The following is a 12,211-nucleotide window of genomic DNA, read 5'->3' on the forward strand; positions in this document are numbered from 1 at the left end:
CAGTGGCCACTGATCAGGAGATCGCGGGACCGCACGGTCCCGTCGCGGTGCGGATCTACGAGCCTGCTGGGCCCGCCGGGGCGGTGCTCGTCTGGGCTCACGGCGGCGCCTTCCGGCACGGTGACCTCGACATGCCGGAGGCCGACCACGTGGCCGCCGAGCTGGCCCGCCGTGCCGACGCGATCGTCGTGTCGGTCGGCTACCGGCTCGCGGTCGGCGGCGTCCGCTACCCGGTGCCGGTCGACGACGTGCACGCCGTGTGGACCTGGGTCACCGGGCGCGAGGACCTCCCGGCCCGCAAGGCCATCGGCGGCGCCAGTGCGGGAGCCTCGCTGGCACTGGCCACGGCATTGCGCTCCCGTGAGCACGTGGTTCCCGACCTGATCCTGCTGGCTTATCCGTTCCTGCACTTCCCGACGCCCACGCTCGGTCATGGCCGCAGCCTGGAGGGCATCGAGGACATGGTCCGCAACTATGTGGGCCGGATCAGTGACATCCCCGCCGACGCGCTGCCCGGTTCGGCGCGATTCGACGGGCTGCCGGCGGTACATATCCTCCTCTCCGAGGATGACGACCTGCGGCCCTCCGGCGAGCTGCTGGAACGCCAGCTGCGTGAGGCCGGGGTGCCGTCCGAGACCTTCGTGGCCCCGGGCACCACGCACGGGCACCTGAACCGGCCGCACGACGCCCCGGCCGCGGACGACGCCTCACTCGGGTTCTTCGCAAGCGCGTTGCGCGTACCGCGGAAGGCTCCTGAATGGTTGCGGCGGGACGGCGAGGCCCGCATCGAGTTCGGCGCCGACTACAACCCCGAGCAGTGGCCGCGCGAGGTGTGGGCCGAGGACGTGCGGGCGATGCGCGAGGCCGGCGTCACCATCGTCTCGCTCGGCATCTTCTCCTGGGCGCGCCTCGAACCGGCCGAGGGCCGCTACGACTTCGGCTGGCTCGACGAGGTCGTCGACCTGTTGCACGCCAACGGGGTCCTCGTCGACCTGGCCACCCCGACCGCGTCCCTGCCACCGTGGCTCACCACGAAGCACCCGGAGATCCTGCCGGTCGACCGGGAGGGCCGCACCGTGTGGCCGGGCGCCCGCCAGCACTGGCGGCCCACCTCGCCGGTGTTCCGCGAGCACGCGCTGCGACTGGTCCGGGCGATCGCCAACCGGTACGCGGGTCACCCCGCACTCGCCGCCTGGCACGTCAGCAACGAGCTGGGCTGCCACAACGTTCACGACTACTCCGACGACGCGGCCCGCGCCTTCCGCGTCTGGCTGCGCGAACGCTACGTCACGCTGGACATGCTGAACGCGGCCTGGGGCACCGACTTCTGGTCGCAGCGGTACGGCGAGTGGGAGCAGATCCTGCCGCCGCGGCACGCCAACGGGCCCGTCAACCCGACCCAGCAGCTGGACTTCAAGCGGTTCTCCTCCGACGCGCTCAAGGATCACTACCTCGCCGAGCGGCGGATCCTGCGCGAGATCACCCCGGACGTGCCGGTTACCACGAACTTCATGGTCGCCGGCGACATCAACGGCATGAACTACCCGGACTGGGCCGCCGAGGTGGACTTCGTCGCCAACGATCACTACATCGGACACGGCACGCAGGCCCTCGACGAGCTGTCGTTCTCGGCCAATCTGTGCGGCAACCTGATAGCCGGGCGGCCCTGGTTCCTGATGGAGCACTCCACCAGCGCGGTCAACTGGCGGCCGGTCAACCCGCCGAAGCTGCCCGGCGACCTGGCCCGCGACTCGCTCACGCACGTGGCGCACGGCGCCGACGGGGTCTGCTTCTTCCAGTGGCGTGCGTCCCGGGCGGGGGCCGAGAAGTACCACTCGGCGATGGTGCCGCACGCGGGGGAGCAGTCCGCGATCTTCCAGGCGGTCACCGAACTCGGCGGGCGGTTGCGGTCGCTGTCGGGCGTTGCGGGCCTTTCCCGTACGCCGGCGCAGGTCGCCGTGGTCGTCGACTACGAATCCTGGTGGGCCTCCGAGCTCGACTCGCACCCGACCGACCGGCTGCGGTACCGCCAGGAGGCGCTCGACTGGTACACGGCCCTGCTCGACCTGGGCATCCGTGCCGACGTGGTGCCGGTCGCCGCCGACCTGACCGGATATCGGCTGGTCGTGGCCCCGATCCTGCACGTGGTCCCGGCTCCGCTGCGAGAGCGCCTCGAGGAGTACACCGGCGGCGGTGGCCACCTCGTGACGACGTACTTCTCGGGGATCGTCGACGAGAACGACCACGCGTGGCTCGGCGGCTATCCGGGGGCGCTGCGAGATCTGCTCGGCGTCCGGGTCGAGGAGTTCGCGCCGCTGCCCGACGGCGTGTCGGTGCCGTTGACCAACGGCGCGGCCGGGTCCCTCTGGTCGGAGCGGGTGGAGGTCACCGATCCGGCCGCGAAGGTCCTGGCCGCCTACGCCGACGGGGGAGCGGCGGTGACCCGGCGTGAGGTGGGCGGCGGCTCCGCGGCGTACGTCTCCACCCGGTTGGGGCCGCAAGGCCTGCGGTTGATCCTGGAGGACCTGCTCACGCCGGCCGGTGTCGTCAGTGAACTGCCACCCGGCCTGCGCGGCAAGGTGGAACTGGCGATCCGCGGCCCGGTCCGGTTCCTGATCAACCGCACCGACGAGCCCGTCGGCCTGTCCGATCTGCCCGGCGCTCCGGAGTCCTTGCCGGGCCGCGGTGTCGCCGTCATCCCTGTGTGAGGTCGATGAGGTTGCCGTCCGGGTCGCTGACACAGGAGGTTCGGGGCTTCCACGCGAAGTCGGCCGGTGGATGCACCTCGGCGCCGCCGGCCCCGATCGCGCGCTGGTGAACCGTGTCCACGTCGCCGACGAGCAGCCCGAACCGCCCTGGCGTGGTGACGTCGTGCTCCTCCAGGCCGTGTTCCTCCAGCGTGATCAGGAAGAAGCGGTCGGTGCGGTACGTCCCGAACTGCACCGACGAGATCGCCTCGTTGAACACGACGTCGAACGCGGCCGTGTAGAACGCGGCCGCCCTCCGGACGTCGGCGACCCTGACGCGGATCTGCACCGGGCGGATGGTCTGCAATGTCGGCATCGGCATTCCCTTCTCGAGGAATTCGTCGACGGCGACGATCCGTTGTGACACGTCACGGATCTGGGCGACCAGCCGTTCCCGATGCGCGTCCAGCGCCGGCCGTACCCGTCCGGCGGGCTTGCCCACCACGGCCCGGACCTCGTCGAGCGGCACGCCCACGGCCCGCAGGCCGCAGATCAGGCGGGCATCGTCGAGCTGGTCCCGGTGGTATCGCCGGTAGCCGGTGCCCGGGTCGACCCGGGCCGGCTTGAGCAGCTCGATCTCGTCGTAGTGGCGCAGCGCGGGGACGGTCAGGCCGGTCGCCGCAGCGAACGCGCCGATGTTGAGCAGATCATCACCGTTCACCCGGCAAGCTTCGAGCCTCAGGCCACCTGAGAGTCAAGCGGGCCGGGCCGCCTTGAAAACCGGCAGGGCCGCCATGAAAACCGGGGCGGGCGGGCCGCCTTGAAAACAGGCCGGGCCGCCTTGAAAACAGGCCGGGCCGCCTTGAAAACAGGCCGGGCCGCCTTGAAAACAGGCCGGGTCAGGCCTCGAGGTCGCGCAGGCCCCGCTCCCAGCGCTCGCGCCGCTCGTCCGGGGACTGCTCCCACCACGGTGTGCCACGCTCGCCGAGCGCCACCTTCGCGGCCTGCACCCGGGCTCGGGCGGGAGCCGGGTCACGGTCGGCCCGCAGCGCCGCGCCGACGTCGCGGCGGGCCGCCATCAAGGCCTTGCGCAGGCGTGCGGCCGCCTCCTCCGGGATCTCCGGGTCGGTGGCGCGCCACCGCCGCCCGTCGATCACGACATAGCGCCCGTCGTCGGTGGATTCCATACGAACAGACCCTACGGGCGGAACTCGCGGACGACGTCGTCCCCGTCGCGGCCGGCCTCGACGAAACCGGCCTTCGTGGCCACCGCGGCCGAGGCACCGTTGGCGGGGTCGTGCCGGATGACAACCCGCTCGACGCCGGGCAGTGTCAGTGCGACCCGGGTCATCACCCGCACCGCCGCGGTCATCAGGCCGCGGCCGGTCCACGGGGTGCGCAGCCAGTAACCGATCTCCAGCGTTCCCGGACCGGGGCGGGTCATCAGGCCCATCGAGCCGATGAGGTCGCCGACCGTGGTGAAGACCGCGTAGTTGAACTCGGTGCCCTCCGCCCAGCTCGTCACCGAGCGTTCGGTGAAGGACCGTGCCTCGGCGAGCCCGTAGTCGTCGGTCGCGAACGGCAGGAACGGCTGCAGCTCGGGCACCGACTCCTGGACGGCCGCGGCGAGTTCGCCGGACCACTCCGGTTCCCAGCGCTTGAGGACGAGCTCACCGGCGTTGATCATCTCGGGTGGTTCCATGATCGGCATTCTGCCCGCGGGCAGGTGGCGGGGCACGTCTATATCTGAGGTTAGGGATGCGAATCCGGCTCCGGCCAGATCCGCCGAAGGCCACCGATGACGAGAATTCTCCGCATGCTGACTCCTCCGCCGCCGGGCACGCCGTACCACCGCCTCGCCCGCACCGCCGGCCACCGCTGGTGGCGCACCGCGCTGGGCACCGTCTTCATCGTCCTGCTCGGGTTCCTCGCGATGATCATCGTGTACGGGGCGTACACCGTCGCCGCGGAGATCGCCGGGCGTCCCGACGGACCGGACGGCATGGCGAGCTTCGGTGCGCTGCCGGACCTGACGGTCGGATTTCTGACGATCGCCGTGTTCCTGCCGTTCACGCTGCTCGCGGCCCGCTGGATCCAGGAACGGCCGGCCGGGACCCTGTCATCGGTGGCCGGGCGGCTCCGCTGGCGGTGGCTGATGATCTGCCTGCCGGTCGCGGCCGTCACCATCGTGGTCTTCATCGCCGGTGCTACCGCGCTGTCCGTGGTCACCGGCGGTGAGGACGCCGGACTGGACGATCCGCTGGCCGGCTGGGGCCCGTTCCTCATCTCGACGGCCGTGCTGCTGCTGGTGGTTCCGGTGCAGGCCGCGGCCGAGGAGTACGTGTGCCGCGGCTGGCTGCTGCAGGGGCTCGGCGCGGGGTTGCGCAGCCCGTGGCTGCCGATCGTGGTCCAGGGGACGGTGTTCGCGGCTCTGCACGGCTGGGGCACCCCATGGGGCTTCGCCGACCTGGTCGTCTTCGGCGTCGTGACCGGCTGGCTGACCGTACGCACCGGCGGCCTCGAGGCGGCGATCGCCCTGCATGTCATGAACAACCTGATCGGCAGCGTGCTCGCGGCCGCGTTCGGGGACCTCACCATCGACGAGACGGCGGCCGACATGCCGTGGCAGGCGGTCGTCGTGGACGCGCCGGTCCTGATCGGATTCGCCGCCGTGATCCTGTGGCTGGCCCGACGCCGCGGACTCGCCACCGTCACCCCGGTCTCTGCCCCGTTGAATGCGCATTATTCGGATCAGAACGGAATAAGCGCAGTGTCCGGCATTTCAGGGCACTAACAAGATCAAAGCGGGCAAATACTGAGAAGAACGTCACTATCCAGGGCTCTGCGCTTGGTTCCCGGCCCATCGACGTGGTTACCGTCGGGCCGTCCCGCGACGCGGGCACTGTGGACGGACCGCCGAATCCTGCCGCCGGCCACAGACGCGATTCAGACGGCAGGAGCGGGGGACCCACTTTTCACGGCGCGGGTGTGACGCGCCTCGGGGTGAAGCCGTGATCGAAAACGGCCGGGCCGTCTCTGCCCGAACCCGACAGCTCACCTCGCAGGCGTGGAGGATCTCCATGTCTCGGATCGGTAGTAGACGAGTGCGCCTTGCCCTGGTTCTGGCCACGGCGTCGGTGACCGGAGCCGGCATCCTGCTCGGCCCGGCAACGCCCGCCCAGGCCGCCCGCCAGGTCAACTGGGACGTCGTCGCCAAGTGCGAGTCCGGCGGACGATGGCACATCAACACCGGCAACGGGTACTACGGCGGCCTGCAGTTCAGCCGCAGCACGTGGAAGTCCAACGGCGGCGCCAGGTACGCGCCCACCGCCGACAGGGCCACCAAGGCCGAGCAGATCGCCATCGCCAACAAGCTCTACGCCAAGCGTGGCCTGAAGCCCTGGCCGACCTGCGGAAAGAAGGCCGGCGTCTACAAGAAGACGACCACCACGGCCAAGAAGAAGAGCACCGCCAAGGCCACGGGCAAGACCTACGTGATCCGCTCCGGCGACACGCTGGCGTCCATCGCCAGGAAATTCAAGGTCAAGGGAGGCTGGCGTACGCTCTACGCGCTCAACAAGGGCACGCTCAAGAGCCCCAACCTGATCTTCGCGGGCCAGCGCATCCGCCTCTGACGCTCGTCCGGTCCGCCCGCCCCTCAGCCGGCCTGCCGGGGCGGGCGGCCGGGTTCAGGCCGTTGTGGCGGGGGCGGGCACCGCGGCCGGGCTGCGGCGCAGCACGAGGACGCTGACCAGCAGGGCAGCGAGCAGCAGACCGGCCGACGTGGTGAAGGCCAGCCGGTATCCCGAGGTCAGGGCCTCAGCCGGGGCACTGCCCGCAGCCAGCAGATTCTCGGTGCGGGCAGCGGCCAGCGTGGACAGGACCGCGACACCGGCCGCCATCCCGACCTGCTGGGTGGTGTTGAACAGGCCGGAGGCGAGCCCCGCGTCGCTCTCCCGGGCGCCGGACATGCCCAGAGTCGCCAGGGCCGGCAGGACCAGCCCGCCGCCGGAGATCAGCAGCATGACGGGCAGCATGTCGGTGACGTATGCGGCGTCCACCGGGATCCGGCTGAGCAGGGCCATCGCGGAGATGAGCAGCACCAGGCCGGCGAGCAGCACGGTCCGGGCACCGAACCGGGCGCTCAGCCGTGCCGACGCGAACAGCGAGATCGTGCCGATGCCGACCGCCGCCGGGAGCATCGCGAGGCCGGTTTCGAGGGCGCTGTAGCCGAGCACCTTCTGCATGTGCAGCGCCACCAGCACCTGGAAGGCGAACATCGCGGACAGTGACAGCATCTGGGCCAGGTTGGCGCCGACGACGTTGCGCGAGCGCAGGATGCGCAGCGGCATCAGCGGCTGGGCCGCGGTCGCCTGACGGGCCACGAACCCGGCGAGCAGGGCCAGCGACACCGCGGCGAGACCGAGGGTGTGCGCGGCCGTCCAGCCGTACTCCTCGACCTTGACGATTCCGTAGATCCCGAGCATCAAGCCGGCCGTGACCAGGACCGCCCCGATCAGGTCGGCGCCCGCGGACAACCCGGCGCCTCGATCGCGCGGCAGGGCGCGCAGGGCCAGGGCGATGGTGGCCGCCCCGATCGGCACGTTGATGAAGAAGATCCACGGCCAGCTCAGCAGGTCGGTGAGAACCCCGCCGAGCACCTGGCCTATCGACGCCCCGGCGGCGCCGGTGAAGCTGAAGACCGCGATGGCCTTGGCACGTTCGCCGGGTTCGGTGAAGAGCGTGACCAGGATGCCGAGCACCACGGCGGACGCCATGGCGCTGCCGGCGCCCTGCAGGAACCGGGCGGCGATCAGCGTTCCCGGTCCGGTGGCCAGCCCGGCGAGCAGCGAGGCGACGGTGAACACCGCGGTCCCGGCCAGGAACATCGCTCGGCGGCCGATCAGGTCACCGAGCCGTCCGGCGAGCAGCAGCAGGCCGCCGAACGGGATCAGGTACGCGTTGACCATCCAGCTCAGCCCGGCGGGGGAGAAGCCCACGTCCTGCTGGATGGCGGGCATCGCCACGGTGACGATGCTGCCGTCGAGGATGGTCATCAGCCCGGCGGCGGAGAGCACACCGAGCGCGGTCCAGCGTTGCATGGATCCTCCCCAGGAGTTCATGGGAAGGACCCTAGCAGATAGTTTTGTTGTAGACGATCCTCGACGGATCTACTTGGCGCGCTCCCGTGCCCGCCGTGCCGGCTGCGCGCTCTCCGCGGGTGTCGCCAGATGTCCGGTGGCCAGCCGGTTCAGAGCCCGTACCAGAACCTCGCGCTCGTCCTGCGGCACCGACTGGAGCGCGTCGCGGTGCACGCCGTCGACGATCTCCTGGCTCCGTTTCGCGATTGCCTCGCCGGTCTCGGTCACCGCGATGATCCGCGCGCGCCGATCCGTGGCCGACGGCCGCCGCTCGGCATACCCCGCCCTCTCCAGCGCGTCCACGGTCACCACCATGGTCGTCTTGTCCATGTCGCCGAGCTCGGCCAGCTGGATCTGCGTGCGCTCCTCCTCGAGCGCGTGCACCAGGACGCAGTGCATCCGAGCCGTCAGGCCGATCTCGGCGAGCGCCGCCGCGATCCGCGAACGCAGCACGTGGCTGGTGTGATCCAGCAGAAACGAGAGGTCCGTCTCGGTCCGGGTGGGCGCCATCGCAGTCATATCCCCAGCGTAGCCACGATAGTTCCGCAACAGATAATCCAAAAATCTACGGTACGGCTACGGCCGGCCCAGACGCACGAGCACGTACCCGGACCTCCGCCGCGACGCGGGCGGCCCGTCCCGGCCCCCAGGGCCCGCGCCGGGCCGAAGGCGAACCCCACCGGCGGTGTCGTACCGCGGTCCCACCAGCGCCCGAGGCAGCGGTACGACACGGCCGGTGACCCATCGCCTCAGCCCGAAAGGCGCGTTGGCGGCCGTGTGGATCGCCGGCGTCGCGTTGTGGTCCGGGACTGCCCCGATTCGGCGGTACTGCCCAGCCCGTACCGAAAAGCGGATTTGAGGTGTCGCGGCCGACCTCAGTGGACCTTGCGTCGTCCACATGGTTGCGCGTCGCCGGGCCGCGATGATCTCATGTGCCGGGGCTGCCCTTCCAGCACCGGTCAGGAGGCCGTCATGCCGGCTGGGCTGGGTCGATTCATCCATGCCCGACGTCGCATCGTCATCGTCGTGTGGCTCGTGGTCGCGTTGGCCGGCGCGGTGTTCGGTGGCTCCGTCTACGATCGCACGCAGTCGATCGATTCCCTGCCGGCCGGAGCTCCGGCGGCCGTCGCGCAGGATCGCCTGGACGCGCTGTCGCCCGAGGGCGAACGAGTGGTCGCGGTGATCTCCGGACGTGACGTCGGCGCCATCGCGCTCGTCGACAGCGTCAGCCGGATCGCGTTCGAGATCCGCGAGATCCCCGGCGTGGCCGAGGTCGAGGACTCCTACACCACGGGCGCGCGGCAGATCGCCACCGACAACCAGGGCTCTCTGATCACTGTGGAGCTGAAACCGGGCCTGAGCGACGACGAGGCGCTGCGCGTCGCCGATCAGGTGAGCGCCGCCCTGCGCCGCATCGACGCCCCCGAGATCCTGATCGGCGGTGGGTTGCTCGCCGAGCGGGAGTTCGGCGACCAGGCAGTCCGGGACGCCGCCGTCGGTGAATCGGTTGCCCTGGTCTGCGTCGGGATCCTGCTGATCGTGCTGCTGGGCGGCCTCGTGGCCGGCCTGCTGCCGCTGGGCGCAGCCGTGGGCGCGGTCACCGCGACGCTGCTGACGCTGACCGGGCTGGCCCGCCTGATGCCGGTCAGCGAGTACACCGTCAACGTGGTGACCCTGCTCGGCATCGGGCTGGCGGTCGACTACAGCCTGCTCATGATCGCCCGGTTCCAGGAGGAACGAGCCGCGGATCCGCGCGCGCCGATGGCCGAGCTCGTCGAACGTACGGTGGTCACCGCCGGCCGTGCGGTGCTGGTGTCCGGCTCAGCGGTCGCCGCGGCGCTGGCAGGGCTGTTCGCCTTCGGCGACCCCATGCTGTCCGCGATGGCGATGGGCGGAGCGCTGGTCGTCGTCCTGGCGACCGCTGCCGGGACGACACTCGTGCCCGCGCTGATCGCGGTCGCCCACAGGCGGATCCCGGCACGCAGCCGAACGCGAGGCCCCGGTCTTCTCGTGCGGCTGGCCGGGCTGGCTCAGCGGCGGCCGGGTCCGGTGGCGCTGGCGGTGGTCGCCGGGCTGCTGGTGCTGAGCGCCCCGCTGCTCTTCGTGGAGTTCGCCAACTCCGACGTCCGCGTGCTGCCCAGGAGCAGTGAGGCACGTCAGGCGTACGAGGCGGCACAGGAGAGGTTCACCGACCCGCCGAAGCAGCCGCTGACCGTCGTGGTCGAGGCGGGTCCGGACCGCCCGGAGGTCAAGCAGCTGTTCGACACCATGGAGAAGCTGCCGGGCGTCGACGGCGTCTACGTGCGGTCCGGCCTGCCGGCCGGGGTGAGCGTCGCCGACGTCGTGCCCACCGGAGCCTCGGACGGCCGGCAGGCCCAGCAGCTGGTGGCCGGCCTGCGCGCACTCGACGCACCCGCCCCCGTACTGGTGGCCGGCCCCGCGGCGGAGCTGACCGACGCGAAACGATCCGTCGCCGACCGCCTGCCCGTCGCCCTGGCGATCATCGTGGTGGCCACCGGAGCGCTGCTGTTCGCGCTCACCCGCTCGGTGGTCGTGCCGGTCAAGGCCATCGTGATGAACCTGCTGACGCTGCTGGCGACCATGGGTGTGCTGGTCGCGGTCTTCCAGTGGGGCTGGGGCGCCGGCGTGCTCGGTTTCGAGCCCTGGGGTGCGCTCGACCTGACGACACCGCTGCTGCTGTTCGTCTTCGCCTTCGGGCTGTCCATGGACTACGAGGTGTTCCTGCTCGCCCGGATCAGGGAGGAATGGGACCGCCGGACGGCCACCGACGCGGCGGCCAACGACCGCGCCGTCCTGGCCGGGATCACCGCCGCCGGTCCGGTCGTCACCACGGCGGCCCTGGCGATCGGCATCGTCTTCCTCGGCTTCGTCCTCGGCGAACTGGTCGCGGTGAAGGAGATCGGCGTCGGGATGACCGTGGCGGTACTGCTGGACGTCACGGTGGTGCGCGGTCTGCTGCTCCCGTCGACGATGTCACTGCTCGGACGGTGGAACTGGTGGCGGCCGGGGCTGGCCTCCGCCGCGTCCGAGCCGCGGGTCCCCGTGGGCTGACCGGGCGAGACCTCCGGAGGAGACGGCGCCGTTCCGTTTTCAGCGGATCTGATCCAGCAGAGCGGTGCGGGCGGTGGCCAGCGACGGCCCGTACCAGGTGAGATGCCGTCCCGAGACCAGCACGGTCCGGACGTCCGGGAACGCCTCCGGGCCGTCGTCGGGGGTGAAGAGGTACGGCTCGTCGGGCAGCAGGATCAGGTCCGCGCCGGCCGCCCGCAGTTCGGCGAGGCCGGTGTGGGGATAGCGGCCGTCCGCATCGCCGAACACGTTGACCAGTCCGAGCCGTGCCAGGATGTCGCCCGTGAAGGTGCGGGCGCCGACCACCATCCACGGGTCGCGCCAGATCGGCACGATCACGCGCAGCTCCGGCCGGGGCGCGGGCAGGCCCCACTGCGACGCGGCCCGGCGCAGCCACTCGGGCTCGTCGACAGCGAGGACCTCGGTGAACAGCTGGCGCATCGAGCGGAGGGCGTCGTCGAGGGATTCGATGACAGTGACCCAGACGGGCACCCCGGCGTCGCGGAGGCGTTGCACGTCCAGCTGACGGTTCTCCTCCTGGTTGGCGATCACCAGGTCCGGCTTCAACGCGGCGATCGCCTTCCGATCGGGGTTCTTCGTCCCCCGTACCCGCGGAAGATCTGATCCTGCCGTGTGGGTGCACCAGTCGGTGACCGCGACGAGTCGCTCCGGAACGGTCTCGGCAAGGGCCTCGCTCAGCGATGGAACCAGCGAGATCACCCGGGTCGGCGGCCGTTCGAACCGCATCGGGTGGCCGAGGCCGTCATACGAACGGGTCACCCGTCGAAGTCTCCCGCCGACCGCCTGAGGTCACGCAGGGTGCCGAACAGGTCGCGCATGTTCTCCGAGGTGAGCTCGGGCCTGCTGAAGACCCGCTCGTTGAGCAGGCTCGTGGCCTGTGCCGCGGCGGCGCGGCCGGCCTCGGTGATGGTCACGAGCACACCGCGGCCGTCGTTGGGATCCTGGTGGCGTTCGACGAGTCCGGCGGCCTCCAGGCGCGCGGCGGCGTTGGTGACGCTGGTCGGATGCACCTGCAGGCGGGCGCCCGCCTTGGCCATCGGCAGCCGGCCGTGCCTGGTGAAGGACAGCAGCATGAGCAGCTCGTAGCGGGCGAAGCTGAGCTGCAGCGGCCGCAGCACGTCGTCGACCCAGGACTGGACGATGGCCTGGGCACGCATGAGCGACGTGACCGCGGCCATGCCGTCGGCGGCGTTCTCCCAGCCGTGTTCACGCCAGAGCCGGGCAGCCTCCCCGACGGGATCGAACGGGAGCCGTGCTTGCACCGGATTCCTC

General features: G+C 70.9%; 11 protein-coding genes and 1 riboswitch. Of the genes, 4 read left to right on the forward strand and 7 right to left on the reverse strand.

Annotation, left to right across the window (positions count from 1 at the left end):
- The first annotated feature begins 2 nt into the window (after positions 1-2).
- Positions 3-2,708 carry a beta-galactosidase gene (locus CLV67_RS29520; protein WP_106324131.1) on the forward strand — a complete coding sequence of 902 codons (2,706 nt, stop codon included), beginning with the start codon at positions 3-5 and terminating at the stop codon, positions 2,706-2,708.
- Here the strand turns inward: CLV67_RS29520 and CLV67_RS29525 are convergent.
- From CLV67_RS29525 to CLV67_RS29535, 3 genes are all read right to left on the reverse strand, one after another.
- Positions 2,695-3,408, reverse strand: a complete 714-nt coding sequence (locus tag CLV67_RS29525; RefSeq protein ID WP_106324133.1) for a MerR family transcriptional regulator — start codon at positions 3,406-3,408, stop codon at positions 2,695-2,697. The genes CLV67_RS29520 and CLV67_RS29525 overlap by 14 nt on opposite strands.
- A 178-nt stretch (positions 3,409-3,586) precedes the next feature.
- Positions 3,587-3,874, reverse strand: coding sequence for a hypothetical protein (locus CLV67_RS29530; protein WP_106324135.1), 288 nt, complete (start codon positions 3,872-3,874; stop codon positions 3,587-3,589).
- Positions 3,875-3,885: 11 nt separating this feature from the next.
- Positions 3,886-4,389, reverse strand: coding sequence for a GNAT family N-acetyltransferase (locus CLV67_RS29535; RefSeq protein WP_106324263.1), 504 nt, complete (start codon positions 4,387-4,389; stop codon positions 3,886-3,888).
- A 114-nt stretch (positions 4,390-4,503) separates the two neighbouring features.
- On the opposite strand from CLV67_RS29535, the gene CLV67_RS29540 reads away from it, so the two are divergent.
- Both CLV67_RS29540 and CLV67_RS29545 read left to right on the forward strand, forming a co-directional pair.
- Complete coding sequence (locus CLV67_RS29540) at positions 4,504-5,481, forward strand: CPBP family intramembrane glutamic endopeptidase (protein ID WP_170154054.1); 978 nt, start codon at positions 4,504-4,506, stop codon at positions 5,479-5,481.
- Positions 5,482-5,591: 110 nt separating this feature from the next.
- Positions 5,592-5,765: riboswitch (cyclic di-AMP (ydaO/yuaA leader) on the forward strand.
- Between the two features lie 2 nt (positions 5,766-5,767).
- Positions 5,768-6,322: a LysM peptidoglycan-binding domain-containing protein gene (locus CLV67_RS29545; protein ID WP_106324265.1), complete on the forward strand. Its 555-nt coding sequence runs from the start codon at positions 5,768-5,770 to the stop codon at positions 6,320-6,322.
- A gap of 54 nt (positions 6,323-6,376) precedes the next feature.
- Here CLV67_RS29545 and CLV67_RS29550 read toward each other — a convergent pair whose 3' ends face one another.
- Together CLV67_RS29550 and CLV67_RS29555 are read right to left on the reverse strand one after the other, a co-directional pair.
- A complete protein-coding gene (locus CLV67_RS29550) occupies positions 6,377-7,789 on the reverse strand; it encodes an MFS transporter (protein ID WP_203737362.1) in 1,413 nt (470 codons plus the stop codon).
- Positions 7,790-7,858: 69 nt separating this feature from the next.
- Positions 7,859-8,347, reverse strand: coding sequence for a MarR family winged helix-turn-helix transcriptional regulator (locus CLV67_RS29555; RefSeq protein ID WP_106324142.1), 489 nt, complete (start codon positions 8,345-8,347; stop codon positions 7,859-7,861).
- Positions 8,348-8,800: 453 nt separating this feature from the next.
- Here CLV67_RS29555 and CLV67_RS29560 point away from each other — a divergent pair, with 453 nt between their 5' ends.
- Positions 8,801-10,900: an MMPL family transporter gene (locus CLV67_RS29560; RefSeq protein WP_170154055.1), complete on the forward strand. Its 2,100-nt coding sequence runs from the start codon at positions 8,801-8,803 to the stop codon at positions 10,898-10,900.
- A gap of 39 nt (positions 10,901-10,939) precedes the next feature.
- On the opposite strand, the gene CLV67_RS29565 is transcribed toward CLV67_RS29560, so the two are convergent.
- Together CLV67_RS29565 and CLV67_RS29570 are read right to left on the reverse strand one after the other, a co-directional pair.
- On the reverse strand, positions 10,940-11,665 hold the full coding sequence (locus tag CLV67_RS29565; protein ID WP_106324267.1) for a helical backbone metal receptor: 726 nt from the start codon (positions 11,663-11,665) through the stop codon (positions 10,940-10,942).
- Between the two features lie 29 nt (positions 11,666-11,694).
- A complete protein-coding gene (locus CLV67_RS29570; RefSeq protein ID WP_106324146.1) occupies positions 11,695-12,201 on the reverse strand; it encodes a MarR family transcriptional regulator in 507 nt (168 codons plus the stop codon).
- Between the last annotated feature and the right edge of the window lie 10 nt (positions 12,202-12,211).

Origin of the sequence: Actinoplanes italicus, from assembly GCF_003001815.1 — a bacterium.
Lineage (GTDB): Bacteria > Actinomycetota > Actinomycetes > Mycobacteriales > Micromonosporaceae > Actinoplanes > Actinoplanes italicus.